We start from the raw sequence: 25,029 nt of genomic DNA, 5'->3' as shown, positions 1-25,029 counted from the left end.
ACAACAAACAACTTAGGGAGTGCATGCACTCCCTAAAATTCCCCAAACCCACATCTAACTTAAAAAAGGTGAGAACAATGACACAAGAACACATACTAGAAATGCAAAACATATCAAAAAGCTTTCCCGGAGTCCAAGCACTAGACAACATAACACTAAAACTAAAACCGGGCACAGTCCACGCCTTGGTAGGCGAAAACGGAGCCGGCAAATCCACACTAATGAAATGCCTATTTGGCCTATACACCCCGGACAAAGGCCGCATAATCCTAGACGGAAAAACAGTCGAATTCAAAACCGCCAAAGACGCCATAGAAAACGGCATCTCAATGATACACCAAGAACTCCAGCCGATACCCCACAGAAGCGTAATGGAAAACATCTGGCTTGGCAGATTCCCCACCAAAAAAATCATAGGCATACCGGCCGTAGACCACAAAAAAATGTACAAAGACACAAAAACACTAATAGAAGAACTAAAAATAGACATAAACCCAACCACACTAGTATCAAAACTATCAGTTTCACAAATACAAGCAGTAGAAATAGCCAAAGCCGTTTCATACAAATCGAAAATAATCATCATGGACGAACCCACATCATCCCTAACCGAAAACGAAGTAGAAAACCTATTTAGAATAATCAAAGACCTAAAAGCCCATGGTGTAGCAATAATATACATATCCCACAAAATCGAAGAAATCCTAGAAATATCCGACGAAATTACCATAATGAGAGATGGCAAAAAAATAGGCACATGGCCTGTCCAAGAACTAACAATCGACACAATAATCACAAAAATGGTAGGCAGAGAACTCACCCACAGATTTCCACCGCGCAAAAACATACCGGGTGAAACAATAATGAAAGTAGAAAACCTTACCTCCATCAACCCCAGATCATTCAAAAACGTAACATTCGACCTAAAACGCGGTGAAGTATTAGGCATAGGCGGCCTAGTAGGAGCACAGAGGACAGAACTAGTAGAAGCCATCTTCGGCATAAGAAACATATCAAAAGGCAAAATCTACATAAAAGACAAAGAAGTCACAATAAACCACCCATTTGACGCCAAACAAAAAGGCCTAGCACTACTAACCGAAGACAGGCGCTCAACAGGCATATTCCCCATGCTTTCCGTAGAAGAAAACGTCCTAATCGCAGCACTGCACAAATACCTAAAACTCAACTTCATAGTAGACAAAAAAACCAGCAGCACAGCAGTAAAAGCTGCAGTAGAAAAACTACAAATAAAAACCCCATCAATAAAAACCCAAATACAATACCTATCCGGAGGCAACCAACAAAAAGCAATATTCTCAAGATGGCTGCTAACCGAACCAGAAATTCTAATTCTAGACGAACCGACCCGAGGCATAGACGTAGGAGCAAAATACGAAATATACACCATAATAACCGACCTTACCAGACAAGGCAAAAGCATAATCATGATATCCTCAGAAATGCCAGAACTCATAGGCATGTCAGACAGAATAATGGTAATGTGCGAAGGAAAAGTCAGCGGCTTCATAGACGGCAAAAGAGCAAACCAAGAAACAATAATGAAATATGCGACGCAGTTTGCATAAAGAAAAGATAGAAGACACAGAGGAGGTAACAAATTGGCTATTACAAAACCAAAAACAAAACCAGGCCTGCAAACCAGCGAACTAAAAACCATATTAAGCAACAACGCCATATACATAGTACTTCTAGTATTATCCCTAACAATAGGCATACTCAACAAAAACTTCCTATCACCTTCAAACATAGGCAACATACTGCGCATATCCTCAGTGCGCATGATAATAGCATTAGGAGTAAGCGGTGCACTAATCACCCGCGGCACAGACCTTTCCGCAGGCCGTGTTGTAGCCCTTACGGCATGCATATCCGCAAGCCTGCTGCAACGACCTGACTACGCATACAAAATATATGAAAACCTGCCCGACCTGCCCATAATACTACCCATACTGCTAGCCGTACTCATAGGTGCCATCATAGGCATAATCAACGGCTCAGTAATAGCATACCTAAAAGTACCCGCATTCATAGCCACACTGGGCATGCAAGTAATAGTATATGGCTTTGCATGCATATACACCAATGCACAGCCCATAGGAGGCCTAAGAGACGACTTTACAAACCTTGCATCCGGCTCAATGCTTCTAATACCCAACCTAGTCCTCATAGCAGCAATAATAATAGCCGCAATTTGGTTTATGTATAACCACACACAATTTGGCAAATACATATACGCCATAGGCGGCAATCCCAGTGCAGCAGAAGTATCCGGAGTAAAAGTTGAGCCCACACTAGTTAAAGTCTATGCACTAGCCGGCGGTCTTTACGGTTTGGCCGGGGCACTACTTGCCGCAAGAACCGGAGGAGCTACAAACAACTACGGCCTAATGTATGAACTTGACGCCATAGCAGCCTGCACCATAGGAGGCGTATCCACTTCCGGCGGCATAGGTCGAGTATCTGGAATCATCACCGGCGTATTAATATTCGAAGTACTAAGCAACGGATTAGTTATCCTAGGAGTTTCCGCTTACTGGCAGCAAGTTATCAAAGGCATCATAATTATTACTGCCGTAGCTTTTGACATTCGCAAATATTTTGCAAAAAGATAAAACTATATTTGCATTACTTGAGATTTGTGATAGAATATACAAAGAAAAACATTTTGAGGAGGTCTTTCCCTTGAAACTAAGTGTTGATCAAGATCTTTGTATTAGTTGTGGTCTTTGCATTGATACCTGCCCATCGGTTTTTGATTGGAATGACGATGGGAAAGCTGATGTGGTAGTCGATGAAGTGCCTGATGATGCTGAGGATGATGCAAGAGAGGCAATGGAAAGCTGTCCGTCAGAAGCAATAAAAGAAGATTAAACTCATACACAAAAAACAAAGAAGATCTCATCTTAATTATATATAGATGGGATCTTTTTTTATTTTGTCATCCTGAGCAAAGCGAAGGATCTTTTATTCTTCTATTCAAAAGAAGGATTTTTGCATTTTGTGTAGAATAAGTAATATAATGAAACACAATATCGTAATATGAAACAAGGAGGATGTTTTATGAAAAAATTAGAAGTTATAAAACGCATTACAGATTGTGGCATTGTTGCCGTGGTGAGAGCCCAATCGGCTGATCAGGCACTAAAGATTGCCGAGGCTGTTAAGGCCGGAGGTGTCGAGGCTATTGAAATTACTATGACAGTACCCGGAGCTATTGATGTTATAACTGAACTTGCCAAAGCTTATCCTAACGGGGAAATTTTAATCGGAGCCGGCACAGTAATGGATCCGGAAACAGCAAGAGCAGCAATGCTTGCAGGAGCGGAATTCATAGTCAGCCCTTACTTTAATCCTGATGTAGTAAAAATGTGCAACAGGTACCAAAAGGTATGTATGCCGGGTGCTATGTCCATCAGAGAAGTTGTAGAAGTAATGGAATCCGGTGCAGACTTTGTCAAATTCTTCCCGGGAAGCGCATTTGGCCCGGCGATGATTAAAGCAATATTAGGGCCTCTACCTTATGCACCCATTGTTCCAACAGGCGGCGTAAGCCTGGAAAATGTCGGCGAGTGGATTAAGGCAGGATGCCAAGCCGTAGGCGTAGGCGGTGAACTGACTAAGGGAGCTAAAAAAGGAGACTATGCTGAAGTTGAAGAAACGGCACGCAAGTTCGTAGAAGCTATTAAAGCAGCAAGAAAATAAGCGATCTTTTACTTACTGATTGCGTCAATTTAATTGCAAAAGGAAGGTGTTTTTATTGGCTAATAAAGTTGTTACTTTTGGTGAAATAATGCTGAGACTTACCCCGCCTAATTACCTCAGGTTTGTTCAAGCCGATTCCTTTGATGTAACATATGGTGGCGGTGAAGCTAATATAGCTGCATCTTTGGCAAATTATGGCGAGGAGGCCTATTTCGTAACAAAAGTTCCTGATAATCCTATCGGTCAAGCCGCTATAAATCATCTTAGAAGATATGGCGTGCATACCGACTATATAGTAAAGGGCGGAGAGCGCCTAGGAATCTACTTTAATGAGATCGGAGCGTCTCAGCGGCCTTCGCTTGTTGTATATGACCGCAGCCATTCATCTATTTCAGAGGCAGAAGCCGGAGATTTTGACTGGGAAAAGATTTTAGAAGGTGCTAAATGGTTCCATTTTACAGGCATTACACCGGCTTTGGGCGATGATGTAGCTGCTGCATGCCTGGAAGCAGTTAAAACTGCAAACAAGATGGGTATAACCGTAAGCTGTGATTTGAACTACCGCAAGAAACTATGGTCCAAAGAAAAAGCTCGCATAGTCATGTCTGAACTTATGCAGTATGTGGATATTTCTATCGGAAACGAAGAGGATGCTCATGATGTTTTTGGAATCCAAGCCGCTGAATCTGATGTAACAAAAGGCGAGTTGAGTAAAGAAGGTTATAAGGAAGTAGCAAAAAAACTTATGGATAAGTTTTCGTTAAAAGGTGTGGCCATCACACTTAGAGAAAGCTACTCGGCATCTGACAACGGTTGGTCTGCAATGTATTATGACGGAAAAGAAATATATACCTCGAGAAAATATAAAGTGCATATAGTAGACAGAGTCGGTGGAGGAGACTCCTTTGGCGGCGGTCTAATCTACGCTCTCCTCAACGGATACGCTCCACAGGATGCGGTGGAATTTGCCGTAGCGGCTTCCTGTCTGAAACATACCATCGTAGGCGACTTTAACCACATGACAGTAAAGGAAGTTGAAAACTTAGCAAAAGGCGATGCCTCCGGAAGAGTCCAGAGATAGATAAGAACTGTAAAAAATCAAAGCTGCTGCAATAAACATGAGCAGCTTTGATTTTTTTAATTTAAAAGTAACAGTTAGCACAAACATAAAAATTTTAGAGAAAGATTTGCTGACGAATAAATATTTTATAAAAAATTTTTTAATGAAAGTAAATATTTTATTTAAAACTTTTTCATAAAAAAGAAGGATTTTTTAAATTTATGTCGAAGAATATAATTACAAACGATTTCACAAACGATTTCACAAATTATATTACAAAAGGTGGAAAAACATTGGTTACAATAAAAGAAGTTGCCAAGAGAGCAGGGGTTTCGGCCAGCACTGTATCTCGAGCACTTAGCGGCAAAATACCTGTTAATGAAGAGACTAAGAAAAAGGTAATGGAAGCTGTAGAAGAACTAAATTATCAACCTAATATCTTGGCACAAGGCCTAAAAGATGGGAAAAGTAAAACTCTCGGTCTTATAATTCCCAATATCAGAGATTTGGTTTTCCCTGCTGCAATACGTGGTATTGAAGATACTGCAAATAAGTACGGATATACGGTAGTATTATGCAATACCGATGAAGATGTGGAAAGAGAACAGTTTTACATTGATAGTCTACGTCGACGATTGATTGATGGATTTATATTTTCTACAGCTAGACCAGGTCACGAACATCTTTTAAAATTAAAAAATGAAGGTTTTCCAATGGTTTTTCTCATCCGACGAATCAGTGGTAATGTTGATGCAGTTACAGCCGACAACATAAATGGAGCCTATGAAGCAACTAAGTATCTTTTATCTCGAGGGTTAAAAAATATAGCACTGATTACCGGATCCTCCGATATATTACTGTATCAAGAGCGCTTTGAAGGATATAAAAAAGCACTTAAGGAAGCTAATATTCCTCTTAACCATGACATAATACTCCATGATGTTTATGGTTGGGAAGATGGCTATAAATCGATGATGACACTATTAGGAAAAGGCCTCAAACCTGATGCTGTGTTTGCTACTAGTGACCCCAAAGCCATAGGTGTGATTCGAGCCATTAAGGATTACGGTCTTTCAGTTCCTGAAGATATCTCTGTAATAGGATTCGATGATTTAGACATGGTTGCCTTACTTGATCCACCTTTAACTACCGTATCACAGCCCTTTTATGAAATGGGAGTAGCAGCCTGTAAAAGGCTAATCAAACTTATAGAGGCTAAAAACAAACCTAACCCAATAATAAAAACTTTACCATGTAAATTAAAAATAAGGAGTTCGGTAAGGTAATTTATTATTTTATTAATATATTATACCGTAAAATGATAACGATTGCGCAAACGATTGGATAAAAATAACTATTTTTAGGTGGTTGAAAAAATGAACAAAAACCATATTGTATCTGGGAAAACACAAATTTATGCTATTCTTGGCACACCTATAAGTCATTCACTCTCTCCCATTATTCATAATACTTTATTTTGCTATAACAATCTTGATAAAATTTTTCTCGCATTGAATACAGATACAAATAATCTTAAACTCGCAATTGATGCGGTAAGGAGCTTTGATATTAAGGGGCTTAGTATAACTATGCCGCTTAAAGAAGAGGTTGTAAAATATTGCGATAAATTGTTGCCTGAAGCTGAAATTATAGGTGCGGTAAATTGTATTTTAAATAAAAACGGTACTTTGGTGGGTTATAATACAGATTGCACGGGCTTTTCAATGTCTATAATAAATAAAGTTGGAGTCCTGCCGGATAGGGTGTTTATCTTTGGAGCGGGAGGCGTGGGAAAAGCTATTGCCGCTGAGTTGATACTAAAAGGGGTAAAGAAGTTGTTTTTGACTAATAGAAGTATTGATAAGGCTGAAAATCTTAGAAAGAGGCTAGAACATTTAAGTAAAACAGAAGTAGAAATAATACCTTGGGATAAAAAGTCATGGAACGAAGGCATAAAAGAATCTGATCTCATTATAAACTGTACATCTCTAGGAATGTATAACAATGGAAACCTTGCTGATATAGTGCCGTGGGAATTAGTGAGAAGTAATACATTAATTTACGAAACCATATATGAACCCCGTGAGACTACTTTAATAAGTAAAGCTCGAAGTTTGAATTTAGAAGTAATTGAAGGAATAAACCTTCTGGTATACCAAGCTGCTGCTGCTTATAAAATATGGACTGGACTTGAACCGGATATAAATATCATTTTCAAGGTGGCAAAAGCTTCAGTCTATGACAATTAATTGTTTTAACATATTACCCTACTATGTATTATGTGAGGGGGTGTAATAATTAATTAATAAATAAAGTAACAGGTAACAAGTGTCAGCCGAAAATTTAAAAGATTAATAAGGGGAGGTTGTCAATTTGTCAATTAAAAAAATACTAGTAATTCTTCTTGTAATTGCATTAACTATAGGTGTATTAGCAGGATGCGGGATTAACAATGCGGGAGAATCGGATAATAAAGAAGACAAGGGTGGTTCGGCTCAAAAATATACATTCAGAGTTTCAACAAATCACCCTGCAGAACACCCAATGACTGAAGCATTATATGTCTTTGCCAAAGAAGTAAATGAGCGCACCGGCGGTCAGGTAGAGGTAAAAGTCTATCCTGCGGCCCAATTAGGTGAAGAAACTGAAGTAATTGAACAAGCCCAACAAGGTATTTTAGAATTTGTTAGGGTATCTGCAGGTAATATGAGCGGTTTTGCTCCCATGATGGACATTTTCAGCGTTCCTTTTTTATTCAGAGATGCTGATCATTATTGGAAGGTATTAAATGGAAGCGTAGGAGAAGAAATTTTTAAAGATCTTGAAAATAAACAACTTAAAGGCATTGTCTATTACGAGGCAGGTGCTCGCTCTATTTACAACAGCGTTCGCCCCATTAATAAACCGGAGGATTTGAAAGGTTTAAAAATAAGGGTTATGCCTAGTCAAGTTATGATAAAAACCATAGAAGCATTTGAGGCTATACCTACAACAACAACTTTTGCCGAGGTTTATTCAGCTTTACAGACGAAGGTAATAGACGGAGCAGAAAATAGTCCCATAAGTTTATTGACTATGAAGCATTATGAAGTTGCAAAGTATTTTTCTTTGGACGAACACATGAGAATCCCGGACATGCTGATTATGAGCCTAAAAAAGTGGAATGAAATGCCAGAGGAAATTCAACAGGCAATAATGGATGCGGCTAAGGCGTCTCAAGAATACCAAATAAAAGCTTGGGCAGAGTTTGAAGAAGAGACAATTGAAGAGTTGAAAGCGAAAGGGGTAAAAATTAACACAGTTGATCAAGCTGCCTTTGCAAAAGTAGTTGAACCCCTAATTAATGAGTTAAAACCACAATTCAATGGCTTAATTGAAAAGATACAAGAATTAAAATAACTTACTTAATAAAATATGTAAAACTATGGACTACAAAAAAATAAACGAGCTCCTAAATTTTAGGAGCTCGTTAAAAAGGAGGAGGTAATAATCATGTCAACTTTGGCAACACTTACTAACTTTTTAGAGAAGATTTCAAATATTATAATAGGTACATTAGTTGCGATTATAACAACAACTGTATTTATTCAGGTTGTTTATAGAATTTTAGGACTTTCAATTCCATGGACCGACGAGGTTGCTCGGTTTTCCTTTATTTGGCTTGTATTTATAGGAGCAAGTGTCCAAGTTAAAAACAATGCCCATTTTTCTGTGACTATAGTAAAAGATAGAATAAAAAATCATAAGTACCTTGACATATTTGTTTATATTGCAATGCTCGCATTAAGCTTTGTTCTATTGATTTATGGTAAAGAGTATATGCTCATGGGGTTAGGAAGGGTATCTCCTGTAATGCATATAAGAATGATCTGGATTTATGCCGCAATACCTGTGGGAGGATTACTTATGATTATATATATTGTAGAAAAGCTATTGCATAGCATAATCTGACGAGGAGGGTATATATGATTATACTTTTTTTACTAGTTTCTCTCTTTATATTAATACTATTTTCCGTACCTGTTTCTTTTTCCATAGGGTTATCTTCATTTCTTTTGTTTGTCAGTGAAAAGAGTTTGCCGCTATGGGTGCTAACACAAAGGATTTTTGCTGGTTTAGATAGTTTTGTTATTCTTGCGGTTCCGCTTTTTATATTGACAGGAGAATTAATGAATGAATGTAAGATTACTGATAAGCTGATTGATGCCTGCTACGCACTCGTCGGACATGTTAGAGGTAGTCTTGCCCAAGTAAATGTTTTGGTCAGCATGATCTTTGCCGGTATATCGGGTTCTTCTCAAGCAGATACAGCAGGAATCGGTTCTGTACTCATTCCGGCAATGATAAAAAAAGGATATAGTAGGGATTTTACAGTAGCCGTGACTTGTGCTTCATCTACCATGGGAGTTGTGATACCACCAAGCATTACAGCCGTAGTTTATGCGGCAAGTGTAAATATCTCTGTTGGAACATTATTTTTAGGAGGAATTATTCCGGGTATATTAATAGCAGCATCTCAAATGGCAATATGCTACTATTATGCCGTAAAATATGATTACCCACGTGAAGAAAGTTATCCTATAAAAGAAAGGATAGCAATAATAAGCAAAGCGGCTTTGCCATTATTGACTCCGCTGATAATCATAGGAGGTATTATTGGAGGCGTTTTTACTGCTACTGAAGCGGCTGCAATAGCCGTAGTTTACTCACTGCTGTTGGCATTTATTGTATACAGAAACATAACATTAAAACAATTATGGCAGATTTTGATTAGAACCGGAAAAATGAGTTCAGTAGCGTTGTTTTGTGTGGGCACGTCCACAATATTTTCTTATATTATGGCATATTATAATGTTACTGATATGCTGGGAAGCTTTATAACAAGCATTTCCACAAGTCCCGTATTATTTTTAATGTTTATAGTGGGTTTTTTTATTGTTATAGGTACCTTTATGGATGCAACTCCAGCTATAATTGTTTTTGCACCTATAATAGCTCCTATAGGTGAATCTTTGGGCCTAAACCCCATACAGTTAGGAGTAATAGTTATCGTAACACTAGCATTAGGTTTAATTACTCCTCCATATGGTTTATGTTTGATGTTGGCAGCACAAATCGGAGAAATATCAATTGAAAAGGCCTTCAAAGCTACTTTTGTATTTATAATCGCTCTATTGCTAGTAATAATGTTATTAGTATTATTTCCAAAGCTAATTTTATTCATTCCGACCAAATTTGCTCCTAATTTAATGTAAAATACTGCAAAGGTAGGTGAGATGAAATGAATCACAGCATTTCAACATTTCTATACTATTATTATTCATTGGAAGATGCGATTAAAAGGATAGCTGCGTTTGGATATGATGGCGTAGAAATTTGGGGTGGAACTCCTCATGCATATCCGTATGATTTAATAGAAAAACAAATAAAAATTTTAAGAGCATTGATTGAAGATGTGGGTTTAGTTATTTCTGGCTTTATACCGGCCCAGTTCAGATATCCCACAAACATTGCTATAGATAACGAGATTATACGTATACGCAGCATTGATTATCTTAAAAAAAGCATAGATGTAGCCGTTGAATTAGGATCACCTTTGGTTAGTGTATGCCCTGGCCACAGTAGATTTGGTCAGGGTTATGAGAATGCTTGGGAAAATATGATTAAAAGCATAAATGAGCTGTTAGATTATGCAGGTGAAGATATTAAGATAATGATGGAGCCCGGTAATAGATATGAAACAGATTTAGTAGTTACGGCGGATGATGCCAAGAAGGTCTTAAAAGATGTGGACAATAAAATAGGATTTGTATTTGATACCGGTCATATGTATCTAAATCGTGAATCAATTTCCGATGTATTATACCAGTTTGATAAGAGCATGCTTCATTTTCATATTGATGACAATATGGGAATTACCGATGACCATATGGTTCCGGGAACGGGCAAAATAAATCATGATATTTTCTTTGAACGTTTGAAAGAATCGGCTTATACAGGCTTTATCACTGCCGAATTAGGATTTCAATACTGTAAAGATCCTGATCCGGCGGCCTTTGAAACTATAAGTTATTTAAAAAGGAAATTACCGTAAGGAGGGTGCATAATGAGTAAGATATCTTTTCATCCAGGCCAGAGCGCTGTTTTCTCAAAAACTATCAGTGAATCTGATATATACTTATTTGCGGGGATTACAGGTGATTTTTCGCCAAATCATATAGATGCCGAATATATGAAACGAACACATTACAAAAAAAGGATAGCACATGGAGTTTTATCTATAGGGATTTCGTCAACAGCTTCAACAAAATTTGCAGAAATGTCTACGTCACCATGTGTATCATATGGATACGACAAAATAAGGTTTTTAAAACCTATATTTATTGGAGATACAATAACAGTAACATATACTTGCTTTGAAGTAGATTACGAAAACAATAAAACATTTTCAGAGATAGAAATTACGAATCAAAATGGAGAACTCTGTACAGTAGGAACGCATATTCTTAAATTTTTATAAGGAGGATCCAAATGAAAAAACTTTTTACTCCTGAAGAAGCGGTAAAACTGATTAACGACGGAGATACAGTTGCCACTACGGGCTCTGGAGGTGCTGTCTTAGAACCGGGTCTTTTATTGGAAATGGTAGAAAAAAGCTTCTTAGAAACAGGTCATCCATGTGATATGACTTTTGTTCATGCAACGGGACTTGGTGACAAAAAATCCACCGGGACAAACCGTTTTGCTCATGAAAAAATGGTAAAAAGGGTTATTGGTGGCCATTGGGGATGGTCTCCAAGAATGGCAGAACTTGCAAATAACAACAAAATAGAAGCTTATAATTTACCACAAGGTGTAATGACACAACTTTATCGGGAAATTGCTGCAAAAAGGCCGGGATTACTAACTCACATAGGATTAAAGACCTTTGTAGACCCGCGAGTTGAAGGCGGAAAACTAAATAAGGTAACTACAGAAGATTTGGTCGAACTAATTGTAAAAGACGGTAAAGAATATCTACTATATAAAGCTTTTCCCATAGATGTTGCAATAATCAGAGGTACTACAGCTGATGAGGATGGAAATATATCGATGGAAGAAGAAGCAGTGTTTTTAGAGGTGTTAGCATTAGCCCAAGCTGCTAGAAATTCAGGCGGAAAGGTTATATGCCAAGTAAAGCATATCGCCAAAGCCGGCACATTAAATCCAAAAGATGTTAAAATCCCCGGCATTTTAGTAGATGCGGTTGTGCAAGACAAGGGACAGTGGCAAACGAGTGAGGGGGAATTTAATCCCGGTTTTAGCGGACAAGTAAAAATACCTTTAGGTCAACTTAATCCCATGCCATTAAATCAACGAAAAGTTATAGCTCGACGGGCTGCCATGGAATTATTTCCCGGAGCCGTGGTAAATCTCGGTTTTGGTATGCCGGATGGTGTAGCAGCAGTAGCTGCGGAAGAAGGTGTAAGTGAGTACTTAACGCTAACAATTGAACAGGGTATAGTCGGCGGAGTGCCTGCTCAAGGGGATATATTCGGAGTAGCTACAAATCCTGCATCTATGATTGATGAACCCTCACAGTTTGACTTTTATAGCGGTGGCGGTCTAGATATAACCTTTTTGGGACTTGCACAAGCTGATATGGATGGAAATGTTAATGTAAGTAAATTTGGACCAAATATTGCCGGATGCGGCGGCTTCATAGACATATCTCAATCGGCAAAGAAGGTTGTTTTTTGCGGGACTTTTACTGCTGGTGGGTTAAAAGTAGAGGTTAAAGACGGAAAACTATCAATTTTAAATGAAGGAAAACATAAGAAATTTATAAAAAACGTGGAGCAGATTACCTTTAGTGGAGAATATGCAAAAGAGATTAACCAAAAGGTAATATATGTTACTGAAAGGGCGATATTTGAATTAACCGAAGAAGGTTTAACATTGATAGAAATCGCACCAGGTATAGACTTGGAAAAAGATATCATTCAAAAGATGGATTTTAAACCGATAATAGATGATAATTTAAAAATCATGGATGTTAGCATATTCCATGAAGACAATATAAATTTAAAAAACATAATTAAAAATTATTAAGGAGGAATTTCAAGTGAATGAAGGTTGGAATTTGGAAAAGGTAGGTCATGTGGCAATTCTGAGTATTAACAGGCCTAAATTTATGAATGCTTTAAACACTACGATGGTAGAAGAATTAGACGACATATTGACAAAGGTTGAAGAAGACAAGGAGATTCGGGTTCTTGTAATTACAGGAGCTGGAGAAAAATCCTTTATAGCTGGTGCAGATATAGATCAATTGTCTACCATGAGTCCGAAGGATGCAAAATATTTAATCGATGTAGGGCATAAAGTATTTTCTAAGTTAGAACAATTAAGGATTCCTACTATTGCGGCTATTAACGGATATACCCTAGGTGGAGGTTTAGAGCTAGCCTTGTGTAATGATATCAGAATATGTTCGCAAAATGCCAAATTTGGTCTACCGGAAATAAAACTGGGCGTAATACCTGGTTGGGGAGGTCCGGGCAGGCTAACTAGAACGATCGGAGCAGGTCGAGCTAAAAATATGGTTTACAGGGGTATATTTATTAATGCACAACAGGCATTGGAATATGGTTTAGTGACTGAGGTTTTTAATAGTATAGAAGAGCTGAGAGACGGAGCGTTAAAAATTGCTGAAGAAATAGCGCAAAAAGCGCCTATAACCATGGAGATAGATAAACATATTATCAATGATGTGGCTATTAACAACAATTGCATTAACCCCTCTAGAGATGCACTGGCTTTGGCTTATTGCTTCACAACCGAAGATACAAAAGAGGGCGTAAAAGCATTTGTGGAAAAGCGTAAGCCTAAATTTGAAGGAAAGTAAGGCCTAATCCGATGGATAAGAATATATTTTTTGAATATGAATTTGAAAGAACCGGTTTCAACACCATTGTTAATCCTGAAAACTCACCGTTAAAATATATATCCAGTGGGACATTAACATTGATTAATGACAGTAATGTTGTTAATACAAAACAGGAGGAAATGGGTCTATTCTGCATAAAGGGTAATGCAACAGTTGAAATAGAAACTAAATGTAAGGCCATAGCAAAATATGATGGGCTATTTATATCACCAAATAGTAAAGTTAAGGTTACTTCAAATAATGAAGTTCAGCTAGTATGGTTTTCAACGCCGTCGAATATCGTTTCAATTCCAAAAGTCCTATATTTTGACGATATCAAGAGGGATCAAGATACCTATATGATTGCCGGTGAAAGGGAGAATTCTACCAAAAGAGAAGTCCATCAAATAATATCAAAAAAGGTTAATGCATCTAGATTGCTGGCAGGTATAACCATAGGAGATAGTGGCAATTGGACGAGTTGGCCTCCTCACGAGCATGGAGACAAGAGAGAAGAACTATATATATTTTTTGACATGCCATATCCTCAATTTGGGATTCAAATGGTATACTCCAAGGATATAACCAATCCGGAAGTATGCAAAACTGTGCTGAACGGTTCAGCTGTAGCGATTCCTAGTGGCTTTCATCCGAATGTTGCGGGGCCTAATACCAAACTAAGCTACATCTTTATTATGGCTTCATTAAATGAAAGCGAAGATAGAAATTTTTCTAAAGTTAATTTTGATAAGCGTTTCAGGGGAGGTAAATAATATGAAAATCAATAATGTTTACAATGTAAAAGGAACGAAATTCCCGGCAGGCAGATTAACAAGAGTTATAGTAGGACCTGATGCTCCGATGGAAGCACAAAATTTTGTTATGGGACATGTAACAATATACGCTGGAGGTTCAGTGCCTCTTCATTCCCATGAACAAGAAGAAGTATATCTTATAGTGTCCGGAAGCGGTATGATTTCCATTGATAATGAGAGTGAGCGCGTGACGGAAGGAAGCTACGTATATATACCACCAAACTCAACGCATATTTTAGAAAACACTTCGGACGATAACATGATAATGGTTTTTTGTTATTCACCGAAAAGTATAGTGGAACATTGGAAACAAGAGCTAAATGGAGAAATAAAGTAAGGAACAAACCTTGTTATAAACGTTATAAACATAGAGAGGAGAAAAATAAATGGGGATGAAATGCTTAGCTTATATTCTTAAAGATTTTAATAAACCCTTAGTTCCGGAAAAAATTGAGATTCCGGAACTAAGGCAAAATGAAATGCTTGTTAAGATAAAAGCAGCCGGAGTATGTGGATCCGATGTTCATATGTGGAAGGGCCAGGATCCGAGATTAAAACTTCCAATGATTTTAGGTCATGAAGGTGTAGGAGAAATAGTCGAAATCAATGGTGACTTAAAAACCGTAGAAGGCGAAAGCTTGAGCATTGGAGATGCTATATTATGGAATAGAGGAATAAGTTGTGGTCATTGCTATTATTGTGCTGTATTAAACGAGCCCTCCTTATGTACTGATAGAAAAGTTTACGGAATCAATATATCTAGAAACGAATTTCCTTACCTAAATGGTTGCTATGCCGAATACATTATTTTGCGTGAAGGTACCGATATTTTTAAAATATCAAAAGAAGCTGATCCGGCTGTATTAGTGGCAGCTTCATGTTCAGGAGCAACTACTGCCCATGGATTTGATATGATAAGACCTGATACATCTGATATTGTATTAGTTCAAGGACCTGGGCCAATTGGTTTGTTTAGTGTAGCTTTTGCTAAAGCTTCCGGTGCAAAAGAAATAATTGTTATCGGCGGCTCTGAAACTAGGCTTAATATGTGCAAAGAATTTGGAGCAACCGTAATTTTAAATAGAAGTAAACTAAGTATAGAGGAGCGAAAGAATATTATCATGAAGTTAACCGGCAATCGAGGTGTAGATTTTGCAATCGAGGCGGTAGGATATCCTGAAGCACTTCGTGAAGGCTTAGATTTGATAAGACCCGCAGGAACATATGTATCCATTGGATTTGGACAGCCCATGGGAACCATAGAATTTGATGGGTACACTGATCTTGTCCATAAAAATATTAAAATCCAAGGTGTTTGGGTAAGTGCTACAAGACATACCCATCAAGCACTGAATTTAATTCTAGGCAACTTAAACACTTTTGAAAAAATGATAACGCATCGCTTCAAATTGAATGAAGTAAATGAGGCTTTACGCGTTATGGAAAATAAGGAGGCAGTTAAAGCAGTACTAATACCATAATCTGCTGGAAGTCTCTGCCGAAACCAATGAATTATAATTTTTATAGTCAGCGGCGGTGCTGCTCGTAGGGCAGCTATATTGATGTGGATGGCGGATTCCACATACAGAGGCTGTAGGTGACATATGTTGTGTGCTTAGAAATGAGGTGATAGCGTGATCGAATCGTCAATTAAAATAATGGGATATGACATTAAAGTGTATTCTCTTAATACAGTAGTTGTCGGCACAGGCGCAGCAGGCCTTAATGCAGCGGATAGATTATCGGCTTTCGGTCAAAAGGATATTGCAATAGTGACAGAGAATTTAAAAGCAGGTACATCGCGCAATACAGGCTCTGACAAACAAACCTACTATAAGCTGACACTGGCCGGCAGTGAGCCTGATTCCGTATATGACTTTGCCGAAACACTATTCGAGGGTCTGTGTGTTGACGGAGATATAGCACTGTGTGAGGCGGCACTGTCCACTCAGTGTTTTCTAAAACTGGCAGAGCTCGGCGTGCCATTTCCTCGAAACAGATACGGAGAGTATGTGGGCTATAAAACCGACCATGACCCGAAGCGGCGCGCCACATCTGCAGGCCCGTACACTTCGAAGTATATGACAAAATGTCTTGAAAATTCGGTAAAACAAAAAAACATCAAGATTTTTGATAAAATGCAGGTAATTAAAATCTTAACCGACGGCAATAAACTATTAGGCCTTCTATGCCTGGATGTTCAAAATTCACAGAACCCAAATCGAAGATATGTGGCATTTAACTGCAAAAATGTAATATACGCCGCAGGCGGTCCTGCTGGCATGTATGCCGACTCGGTTTATCCCTTCAGCCAGAGAGGAGCTTCAGGGATTGCCTTTGAGGCAGGTATTATGGGCAAAAACCTTACCGAATGGCAGTATGGATTAGCCTCGGTGAAACCCCGCTGGAACGTATCAGGCACATACATGCAGGTACTTCCGAGATTTATATCTACTGATAAAAACGGCAATGATGAGAGAGAGTTCCTTGCGGATTTTTTCAAATATAAGGGTGATATGCTTTCAAAGATATTTCTGAAGGGTTATCAGTGGCCTTTTGATGTCCGCAAGGTCAGTAATGGTTCGTCAATTATAGATATTCTCGTATATATTGAAACCTGCATAAAAGGACGGCGGGTTTTCCTTGATTTTAGCCGTAATCCCGGCGATAGTATGATAGATTTCTCCAAGCTTTCATCTGAGGCAAAGGACTATTTGGAAAAATCTGGGGCAACCTTTGGCACGCCGATTGAAAGGCTTATGCATATGAATGCTCCTGCAGTAAAGTTCTACAAAGAAAAGGGCGTTGATCTTACAAGTGAGCCTTTGGAAATTGCAGTCTGTGCCCAGCACAATAATGGAGGTCTTTCGATTAATAAATGGTGGCAGACGAATATTGAAGGATTTTTTGCCGCAGGTGAAGTAAGCGCAAGCCACGGCGTATATCGTCCGGGCGGGACGGCACTAAATGCCGGTCAGGTAGGTTCTACAAGGGCAGCTCAGTACATTGCCGCAAATCGCAAGGGTGCTCCGGCAGATTCTGCAGTATTTGCCGGGCAAGCCGCATATGCAATTGCCGATGCCATTACTATGGGTGAAGCAGTATTTTCAGATTGTGACAATGTAAGAGAAATCTGGGATAATGCGGCAAAACGCATGAGCCGTTTCGGTGGTGCAATTCGCAGTATAGAAAATATTGCAAAAGCAGCCGAAGAAGTAAGGAATGAACTTATGAATTTTAATAAGACTGTAAAAGTTTCTTCCGCATCCGGCCTTTGCCGGGTATACCGCTTACATGACATGCTTTTAAGCCAGTATGTTTACCTTGAAGCGATGTTAGATTATGTAAGATGCGGTGGCAAAAGCCGTGGTTCCGCACTATACACAGACAAAAACGGTATAAAACCTCATGATGCCCTGCCGGATCTTTTCACATTCACCCTTGATGACGGTACAAGAGGAGATATGGTGCAGGAAGTTATTTACCAAAACGGCAAATGTGAATTTATCTGGCGTAAAGTTCGCCAGATTCCTAAAGATGATGACTTCTTTGAAAATGTATGGCGAACTTACCGGAAAAACGGCAATATATATTGACCTATTATCCTGTAGAGATTCACGTTGTGGTGCACCTGCCGTATGACTCGGTGCAAAAAGAACGTATCCGATTTGTTCTATCCTGCGTTCACAACATTAAAAATACTCATTTTTTCAATTTTCCTTGTTGGTGAAATCACTGCAATAAAGGTCGTCAGGACTGCGACTGAAACGGTAACGACCAGAACCGCAAGGGGCGGCTGCCAAAGCTCTCCCCAATTTGATGTAATTAACATTCCAAAAAAGAAACGGTGTAAGATTAGCCCTAAAATGCCACCCGCAAGGCTGCCGGATATTGCGTAAGCGGCAGCCTCGGCTGCTACCATTTTTTTAAGCTGTTTACCTGACATGCCTACCGCACGCATCATTCCATAATTGTTTATTCTACTTGAAACACTTGCATTTACCGTATTGATAATGTTAATCAGAGCAACAAGTGCAATGACCATCAAAAATCCGTAGACAAATACCGCCATTGCAAAATAACCTGTGCGTACTTCGTTGTTTTGCTGCTGTAAATCCAGAAGTTTCATTTCCGGTGTAATCAGGCTTCTAACTTGCTCGGAAATGTCCTGCCTAACCTGTATATCAATAACCTTGTAGCTATCTATTCCGGTTAAAGCTGTGAAAGTGTTTTCAGAGCAAATTATAATCCATTCCCCATTAGACGAATCAAACGGTACATCAGAAAGAATACCCGCAACCTGTACTTCATGCGGTTTCCCGTCAATGTTCAGTGTAATCATATCTCCAATCTGCCAGTTAAATTCCTGTGAATATCCGTAATCAACCAATACACCGCTGCCATTTTGCACATTGTCAATGCTGCCGAAAATAAGCGAATCTTTCGCCCACGCAAATTGAGGTTCGTCATAGGAAACCAGTGTAGCCATATTGGTATCCTGCTTGTCATTTGCAGGAATGTCCGTACAAAACATACGGCCATATATATTCTCAATATGCGGAAGCGCATTTATTTCTTGCTTGAGCGAACGGTCGAGCAGAACGGTATCCTGCGTTCCCTCAATAGATAAATCCGGCGCATAAGGCTTTAAGGGATTTAACGCATGATTCATAAAGGTAATTAAGATTGTAAAGCACAAGAACAGGACTATGCTGAGTGCAAAAGAACCAGCAATTAATACCATGCTTTTTTTATTGGAAAAAGCGTGACGAATACCCATTGCCGTATCTACATGGAACAGTTTTGTATTGGACGCTTTATTCACCGCTTGGTTATTCGTCTGATTGATATTTCCAGTTATAGCGGCCTGCGGGGATACCCTTGCGGCGCGTTTTGCGGGGGAATTGGAAGCTATCATTACTACCAAGACCCCTAATATCGTTCCGGCTGCAATCCCAAGCCAGCTTATTTGAAATGTCGGCATTGCAGGAAGATACTGCGAGTTGAGTTTGTTTAAGACGAACATTGCCGCCCATAATATCACGCACCCGGACAACAATCCAACGGGGATTGCTTTTGCACAATATTGCAAGCCCTCCAGCTGGATATACCGTTTTACCTGTTTTTTCGTAGCGCCAAGACAACGCAAAAGTCCAAAAAATTGTGTTCTCTCCAATATACTCATGTTGAAGCTGCTTGCAATCATAAAAGTCCCGGCCATAGCGACAAGAATAAACAGTATTCCGGCCGTAAGATATATTTCCTGCATGGTCGTGTCGTTTGATTGCCCCATCAACCCAAGAAGCATGGTGTTTGTGGAAACCTGTTCGTCACTTATGCTATACTTTGCCTTAATATCTGCAATCGCTCCATTGATGTTCACTCTATCGTCGAATTGAACATAATAATATTCTTTGTACAAATCGGCAGGAAGCGCACGCATACCCTCTGTTGATAACTGTAAGCCGTGAGCGTCTGACCCTTTCAGGATGGAATAGTCCCCAAAAGTCCCGGTAATCGTATACTGCCGCACTGGACCGTCAGGAAAGGTAATTTCTATCGTATCTCCAATGGAAAGGCCAAATTGTTCAAGACCCTGCTTGTCAAGCAAGGCTTCCTGCGCGGCAACAGGATAATGGCCCTCGGTAACAACCATGTTCATTTGCTCGGCAAGTTCTTTACTGCTGCTCTGCACAACCAATTCTTTCCCATGATAGGTTGTTTCATCGATCAAGCCCAGCCAGCTTGATACGTTCACATCATCACGGCTGCTTATTTCTTCCGCTGTGCTGTCTGATATATCCGTAAATATAGCGTGCCAGTTTCCATATCGGCGGATAGTTTCCTCTTTTTGCGATTTCAGGCTCATGTCAGCCATGCCGAAAATCGCAGTTACCAGCATGACGGATATCGCAATACAAATCACCGTCAGCCTGTTTTTGTTTTTGTGTGCTTTCGCATATTCTGAAACAAGACCGAGATAACTCTTCATTCGGCGTATCCCCCCAAATCGGTTAATACGCCGTCCGACATTTGCAGTACACGGTCAGCCGTGGAAGCAATACTACGATTATGCGTAATCATGATAATTGTCTGTTGGTAGCGTTTGGATGCTGTTTTCAGAAGAGAAATTACCTCGCTCGAGTTTTGGCTGTCCAAATTGCCGGTCGGCTCGTCTGCAAGTATCAACATGGGGCGGGTAATCAAAGCGCGGCCAATCGCCACACGCTGTTGCTGCCCGCCAGATAACTGCCGGGGTAGGTGGTTTCGTCTGTCCTGCAGAGAAAGGACTGTAAGAATTTCCTCTACATACGCCTTATCCGGCTTTTTATAATCGAGCAATACGGGAAAAGTGATATTCTGCTCAACGTTGAGTTCGGGAATAAGGTTATATGCCTGAAAGATAAAGCCTATGTTACGACGACGAAAAATAGTAAGTTTTTCGTCGCTCATGCGGAATATATCCTTGCCGTCTATCAGAACATTCCCGGACGTAGGCGTATCGAGCGCCCCTATCATATTCAAGAGTGTGCTTTTCCCGGAACCCGATTCACCAACAATGGCGACAAATTCCCCTTTGGGAACGGAAAAACTGACATTCTTTAATGCGTTGACTGCGGCTTCCCCTGTACCATAGGTTTTGCTAACAGCATTTACTTCCAATAAATTCATTGTATATCCTCCTCATTTGATCGGTTGCCTAGATTCTTTCGGTAGACGAGGTATGCTGCCAATTCATATAAGCAGGCGAGCAGCAAAGCGGCACCGGAAACCTTTATAAGTCCGGGAATACCACCAATGCCAAATCCAAATGTAAAGACGAGGACAGCTGCACCGCCCAAAAAGACAATTCCAGAAAGAGCAACCAGAAGCCCCCTTTGCATGAATGTATTTGCGCACAGGGCGATTACAAAATAAAGGATACCCCTGAGCAGCAGTAATCCACCAAGATAGACAGGGGTTACTTGAATCAGCAAATCTCTAAAGATAATGGAATGGATTACTACCACAAGCAGCAAAACAGCAACCACGAGACTAAAATAGCGAAGAGGCGAACCCGCTTTCTTTTCGTGAATGTGATTCGCGGCACTCTCCCGGACAAAATCCACAATACGCAAGATACCATCCACAAGCATATATCCGACAATCGCATAGAACATCCCGTCAAGGAAAAAGTCCGGCAGGGCGAACAGAATAATCCCCATGATTCCCCAAAATGCCGCCCGAAGCAGTGCATACTTTGTAAAATTTTTAAATAATAATGCACTCAAAATAAATCCCACCTTTCTATATAAGGTAGGGTAATACTCTTATCTTACTCCCACATGAATTTCCGCTTACATTTTAGTAAGGTTTAAAAAATTTATAACAAATGTGCTACCTTTACCCAAAGCACTGTCCACTGTGATATTACCGTCGTGTGCTTCTACGATTGTTTTTGCAAGCGGCAATCCAAGGCCGATACCTTGCGTATCTTTTGAAAAGCGGCTGCGGTAAAATCGCTTAAAAATATGGTGTATATCTTCCGGGTGTATGCCGCTGCCATTGTCCTTTATGGTTATCTGTATGACAGCCGGGAGCTTTTTCCACTCAACTGTAATCTGACTTCCTGCGTTCGTATGGTCAAGTGCATTTTTTACAATGTTACTAATGGCTTCTGTTATCCAATCTCTGTCACAAAAAAGCATGGTATCATCTGGCCCTGACAAGGTAATGATTTTCTTTTCCTCATTGGCACGAAATTCAAAATGCTGATAGATATCATTCATCATATTTGCTATATTTTCAGGTGCCTTTTTTATAACAATAGCACCTGCGTCTAATTTCGTAATTTTCAAGAGGTTTTGAACGAGCATTTCAATCCGTTCAATCTCTTTCTCTGACTTTACTGCAAATTCTTTTACAGCGGTAATATCTTCCGTTTCGTCCTGTAAAAGTCCGTTGTAGATAGCGAGAGCGGCAAGGGGAGTTTTTAACTGATGAGAAATATCGGAAATAGTACCTTTCAAAAACTCTTTTACTTTCTGTTCTTTTACTGCATGAGCATTGAGCGCCGTAGCCAATGTGTTGACTGCATGGAAAAGCTTATACAAGCTGCCTTCCTTGTCACAATCAATTCGGATATCTGTATTTCCTGAAAGGTATAAATTGATTTGAGATGCGGCTTCTTCCATAATCTGATTTTGCTTACGAAAATAGAGAAAGCAAACTCCTAAAATGCATAATGCAGCGAGCAAAGACAGTAATAGCATGGCAAGGTTCAATGTGCCGTAAAACAGCCTTACAAATAACTGAAATAAAAGGATAAAACCGCCTAATATGCACGATATTGCAACAAAGAAATTTTTAATATCCTTATTGGTAAAAATTTTCACCTGTCCACCTCAATTCAATACATTCCATTTGTAACCCATGCCCCTGACTGTCAGCAGCATTTGCGGGTCACCCGGATTGTTTTCTATCTTCATTCTTAGCCTGCGAATATATACCGCCAATGTATTATCGTCCACATAGCTGCCCTCGCCGTCCCATAGCTTATCCAGAATTTTTTCTTTGGATAGTATGATGTTGGGATTTTGCATGAGCAGACAAAGTAATCGGTACTCGGCTGTTGTCAAATCCAAAAGCTGCCCATCTTTATATACTTGTCCTTGCAGCAACAAAACTTTTATTCCATTGGATATTATCTCCGTATCCGCCGTTCCAAAGTTCTTTACCCTCCGAAGCAAAGCGTTAATTCTCGATATGAGAACCCCTAGTTTAAAGGGTTTGGTGATATAATCGTCACCGCCAATATCAAGCCCTGTAACAATATTCATTTCTTCATCTGACGCAGTTAAAAAGATAATCGGCACTTTGGATACCTGACGTACTTTTTGACATACCTCAAAGCCGGAACCGTCCGGCAAGGACACGTCCAGTATCAATAAATCGTATTTACCGTCTGCCCAAATGGTATTGGCTTCTCTTACGGTTCGGGCAATATCTAATTCAAAACCCTGCCTTTTTAGTAAACGGGAAAGTCCATCTATTAGGCTTAAATCATCTTCAAGAAGTAATATTCTATTCATTGGTTTTTTCCTTTCTCCGTCCATCAACGGGTTTCGTTGCGTCTTTTGGAATAAGCCACATTCGGCTGAACCTTACCACACCGGGTATACGGTTTTCCTCACAAAGTTTTTGTACTCGTCGCTCTGAAATGCTCCATTTCTTAGCCGCCTCCGGGGCAGAAATATAATCCATAATCACCCGTCCTTTCTGGTTCGTAGCAATATTATATTCGGACAGCAGAATAATAGCAACATACTGACAGGATAAATATGATTTATTCTTATCAGTTTACGGGTATCCACTTCTTTAAAAAATTAATTCTCAAAGAAGGACTTTTAGATTTAATGTAGAATACTCATTATAGAAAAGGTTTTCTATAATGTTAATAAAAACAAGGAGTGCATACTTTGAGGAGAGTCACAATAACTGAAGTTGCAAAAAGAGCTAATGTTTCAATTTCAACAGTCTCCAGAGTATTAAATAAAAACTACCCGGTAAGTGATGAAGTAAAAGAGAGAGTATTACAAGCTATAAGTGAATTGAATTATCAGCCCAATGCTGTAGCTAGAAGTTTGAAAAAACAAAAAACAAATATGATTGGTGTTGTAGTAGCTGATATTTCAAACCCGTTCTTTATGCAAATAGCAAAGGGTATTGAAAGCGTTGTGGGCCCGGAAAAATATAATCTTATTTTTTGCAGCACTGATGAGAATCCGTCGAAAGAACATGCCTTGCTTAGACTTCTGAGCGAAAAACGAGTTGATGGCATTATTCTAGCTTCATGCAATACTGATAGTTCTTATATTAATCAATTGGCGGAAAAAAATTTTCCTATAATATTAATTGACAGAAAGGTTCCTAATTGCAGTGCGGATGTTATAGTCGAAGATAATTTCAGCTCAGCATATAAGCTTACGAAATATCTTATACAAATGGGCCACAAAAAAATCGGAATAGTAAACGGTCTTCTAAAAGTAAGTTCAGGGGCAGAAAGGTTTGCAGGATATAAAAAGGCTCTGGAAGATGATGATATAAAACTAAGAGATGATTATGTATTACAAGGAAATTTCAAAAGGCTGGATGCCTATAATGCTGCCAGGCAACTGATTTTAAATAATAAAAATGACCTGCCTACGGCGATATTTGCAGCAAACAACCTTATGGCCGAAGGCATAATGGTTGCATTGCGTGAGTTTGGTCTAAAAATTCCGGAAGATATTTCACTTGTTTCTTTTGGCGATATAAGTACACCGGACTTAATTGATCCAAGATTAACTGTGATTTCTCAAAATACCTTTGCGATAGGGCAAAAAGCAGGAGAGACAGTATTATATAGAATCCAAAACGGTGTAGAAAGTGCAGATTTTAAAGAATTTATAATGGTTCCAGAAATGAGTATAGGAAATTCAGTAAAGAAAATAAACTAAATTTTTTACCAAAAAAAGAAAACGTTTTCTATATTTTACCAT

Annotated in this window: 25 protein-coding genes; 19 read left to right on the top strand and 6 right to left on the bottom strand. The window is 39.2% G+C overall.

Annotation, left to right across the window (positions count from 1 at the left end; genetic code table 11):
- Nucleotides 1-77 precede the first annotated feature (77 nt).
- From TEPIRE1_RS09165 to TEPIRE1_RS09080, 18 genes are all read left to right on the top strand, one after another.
- A complete protein-coding gene (locus TEPIRE1_RS09165) occupies nucleotides 78-1,589 on the top strand; it encodes a sugar ABC transporter ATP-binding protein (protein WP_048894712.1) in 1,512 nt (503 codons plus the stop codon).
- Between the two features lie 33 nt (nucleotides 1,590-1,622).
- A complete protein-coding gene (mglC, locus tag TEPIRE1_RS09160) occupies nucleotides 1,623-2,636 on the top strand; it encodes a galactose/methyl galactoside ABC transporter permease MglC (RefSeq protein ID WP_013778890.1) in 1,014 nt (337 codons plus the stop codon).
- A gap of 70 nt (nucleotides 2,637-2,706) precedes the next feature.
- Nucleotides 2,707-2,895, top strand: a complete 189-nt coding sequence (locus TEPIRE1_RS09155) for a ferredoxin (protein WP_013778889.1) — start codon at nucleotides 2,707-2,709, stop codon at nucleotides 2,893-2,895.
- 189 nt (nucleotides 2,896-3,084) lie between these two features.
- Nucleotides 3,085-3,726, top strand: coding sequence for a bifunctional 2-keto-4-hydroxyglutarate aldolase/2-keto-3-deoxy-6-phosphogluconate aldolase (locus TEPIRE1_RS09150; protein WP_013778888.1), 642 nt, complete (start codon nucleotides 3,085-3,087; stop codon nucleotides 3,724-3,726).
- Between the two features lie 55 nt (nucleotides 3,727-3,781).
- The gene (locus tag TEPIRE1_RS09145) at nucleotides 3,782-4,807 is read left to right on the top strand and encodes a sugar kinase (RefSeq protein WP_013778887.1); all 1,026 of its coding nucleotides are present in this window, start codon (nucleotides 3,782-3,784) and stop codon (nucleotides 4,805-4,807) included.
- 272 nt (nucleotides 4,808-5,079) lie between these two features.
- Complete coding sequence (locus TEPIRE1_RS09140) at nucleotides 5,080-6,072, top strand: LacI family DNA-binding transcriptional regulator (RefSeq protein WP_015295641.1); 993 nt, start codon at nucleotides 5,080-5,082, stop codon at nucleotides 6,070-6,072.
- A gap of 90 nt (nucleotides 6,073-6,162) precedes the next feature.
- A complete protein-coding gene (gene aroE, locus TEPIRE1_RS09135) occupies nucleotides 6,163-7,035 on the top strand; it encodes a shikimate dehydrogenase (protein ID WP_013778885.1) in 873 nt (290 codons plus the stop codon).
- 124 nt (nucleotides 7,036-7,159) lie between these two features.
- Entirely contained in the window at nucleotides 7,160-8,185 is a 1,026-nt protein-coding gene (locus TEPIRE1_RS09130; protein WP_013778884.1) for a TRAP transporter substrate-binding protein, read from the top strand.
- Between the two features lie 93 nt (nucleotides 8,186-8,278).
- Complete coding sequence (locus tag TEPIRE1_RS09125; protein ID WP_013778883.1) at nucleotides 8,279-8,737, top strand: TRAP transporter small permease; 459 nt, start codon at nucleotides 8,279-8,281, stop codon at nucleotides 8,735-8,737.
- A 14-nt stretch (nucleotides 8,738-8,751) separates the two neighbouring features.
- Nucleotides 8,752-10,041, top strand: coding sequence for a TRAP transporter large permease (locus tag TEPIRE1_RS09120; protein WP_013778882.1), 1,290 nt, complete (start codon nucleotides 8,752-8,754; stop codon nucleotides 10,039-10,041).
- A 26-nt stretch (nucleotides 10,042-10,067) separates the two neighbouring features.
- Nucleotides 10,068-10,880 carry a sugar phosphate isomerase/epimerase family protein gene (locus TEPIRE1_RS09115; protein WP_013778881.1) on the top strand — a complete coding sequence of 271 codons (813 nt, stop codon included), beginning with the start codon at nucleotides 10,068-10,070 and terminating at the stop codon, nucleotides 10,878-10,880.
- Nucleotides 10,881-10,892: 12 nt separating this feature from the next.
- Nucleotides 10,893-11,306 (top strand): MaoC family dehydratase, encoded by a 414-nt coding sequence (locus TEPIRE1_RS09110; RefSeq protein ID WP_013778880.1) that lies wholly within the window; start codon nucleotides 10,893-10,895, stop codon nucleotides 11,304-11,306.
- 11 nt (nucleotides 11,307-11,317) lie between these two features.
- Nucleotides 11,318-12,877: an acyl CoA:acetate/3-ketoacid CoA transferase gene (locus TEPIRE1_RS09105; RefSeq protein ID WP_013778879.1), complete on the top strand. Its 1,560-nt coding sequence runs from the start codon at nucleotides 11,318-11,320 to the stop codon at nucleotides 12,875-12,877.
- A gap of 13 nt (nucleotides 12,878-12,890) precedes the next feature.
- Nucleotides 12,891-13,673 carry an enoyl-CoA hydratase/isomerase family protein gene (locus TEPIRE1_RS09100; protein WP_013778878.1) on the top strand — a complete coding sequence of 261 codons (783 nt, stop codon included), beginning with the start codon at nucleotides 12,891-12,893 and terminating at the stop codon, nucleotides 13,671-13,673.
- Between the two features lie 11 nt (nucleotides 13,674-13,684).
- A complete protein-coding gene (locus TEPIRE1_RS09095) occupies nucleotides 13,685-14,467 on the top strand; it encodes a 5-deoxy-glucuronate isomerase (protein ID WP_013778877.1) in 783 nt (260 codons plus the stop codon).
- 1 nt (nucleotide 14,468) lies between these two features.
- Complete coding sequence (locus TEPIRE1_RS09090) at nucleotides 14,469-14,846, top strand: cupin domain-containing protein (RefSeq protein WP_013778876.1); 378 nt, start codon at nucleotides 14,469-14,471, stop codon at nucleotides 14,844-14,846.
- Nucleotides 14,847-14,895: 49 nt separating this feature from the next.
- Nucleotides 14,896-15,990, top strand: a complete 1,095-nt coding sequence (locus TEPIRE1_RS09085) for a zinc-binding dehydrogenase (protein ID WP_013778875.1) — start codon at nucleotides 14,896-14,898, stop codon at nucleotides 15,988-15,990.
- 153 nt (nucleotides 15,991-16,143) lie between these two features.
- A complete protein-coding gene (locus tag TEPIRE1_RS09080; RefSeq protein ID WP_013778874.1) occupies nucleotides 16,144-18,105 on the top strand; it encodes an FAD-binding protein in 1,962 nt (653 codons plus the stop codon).
- Between the two features lie 77 nt (nucleotides 18,106-18,182).
- Here the strand turns inward: TEPIRE1_RS09080 and TEPIRE1_RS09075 are convergent, their stop codons facing one another.
- From TEPIRE1_RS09075 to TEPIRE1_RS09050, 6 genes are all read right to left on the bottom strand, one after another.
- Nucleotides 18,183-20,501 (bottom strand): FtsX-like permease family protein, encoded by a 2,319-nt coding sequence (locus TEPIRE1_RS09075; RefSeq protein WP_013778873.1) that lies wholly within the window; start codon nucleotides 20,499-20,501, stop codon nucleotides 18,183-18,185.
- On the bottom strand, nucleotides 20,498-21,181 hold the full coding sequence (locus TEPIRE1_RS09070; protein ID WP_013778872.1) for an ABC transporter ATP-binding protein: 684 nt from the start codon (nucleotides 21,179-21,181) through the stop codon (nucleotides 20,498-20,500). Before TEPIRE1_RS09070 ends, TEPIRE1_RS09075 begins: the two co-directional genes overlap by 4 nt.
- Nucleotides 21,178-21,780 carry a DUF308 domain-containing protein gene (locus TEPIRE1_RS09065; RefSeq protein WP_013778871.1) on the bottom strand — a complete coding sequence of 201 codons (603 nt, stop codon included), beginning with the start codon at nucleotides 21,778-21,780 and terminating at the stop codon, nucleotides 21,178-21,180. The genes TEPIRE1_RS09070 and TEPIRE1_RS09065 overlap by 4 nt, the downstream gene beginning before the upstream one ends.
- Before the next feature lie 66 nt (nucleotides 21,781-21,846).
- Nucleotides 21,847-22,884: a sensor histidine kinase gene (locus TEPIRE1_RS09060; RefSeq protein ID WP_013778870.1), complete on the bottom strand. Its 1,038-nt coding sequence runs from the start codon at nucleotides 22,882-22,884 to the stop codon at nucleotides 21,847-21,849.
- Between the two features lie 9 nt (nucleotides 22,885-22,893).
- Nucleotides 22,894-23,580 carry a response regulator transcription factor gene (locus TEPIRE1_RS09055; RefSeq protein WP_013778869.1) on the bottom strand — a complete coding sequence of 229 codons (687 nt, stop codon included), beginning with the start codon at nucleotides 23,578-23,580 and terminating at the stop codon, nucleotides 22,894-22,896.
- Nucleotides 23,573-23,752: a helix-turn-helix domain-containing protein gene (locus TEPIRE1_RS09050; protein ID WP_013778868.1), complete on the bottom strand. Its 180-nt coding sequence runs from the start codon at nucleotides 23,750-23,752 to the stop codon at nucleotides 23,573-23,575. The genes TEPIRE1_RS09055 and TEPIRE1_RS09050 overlap by 8 nt, the downstream gene beginning before the upstream one ends.
- Nucleotides 23,753-23,967: 215 nt before the next feature.
- On the opposite strand from TEPIRE1_RS09050, the gene TEPIRE1_RS09045 reads away from it, so the two are divergent.
- Nucleotides 23,968-24,987 carry a LacI family DNA-binding transcriptional regulator gene (locus TEPIRE1_RS09045; protein ID WP_013778867.1) on the top strand — a complete coding sequence of 340 codons (1,020 nt, stop codon included), beginning with the start codon at nucleotides 23,968-23,970 and terminating at the stop codon, nucleotides 24,985-24,987.
- Nucleotides 24,988-25,029 lie beyond the last annotated feature (42 nt).

This window comes from Tepidanaerobacter acetatoxydans Re1, from assembly GCF_000328765.2.
In the GTDB taxonomy this organism is placed as follows: Bacteria; Bacillota; Thermosediminibacteria; order Thermosediminibacterales; family Tepidanaerobacteraceae; genus Tepidanaerobacter; species Tepidanaerobacter acetatoxydans.
The sequence above is the reverse complement of the archived record's forward strand: the minus strand, read 5'-3'. Positions and strand labels throughout refer to the sequence as shown.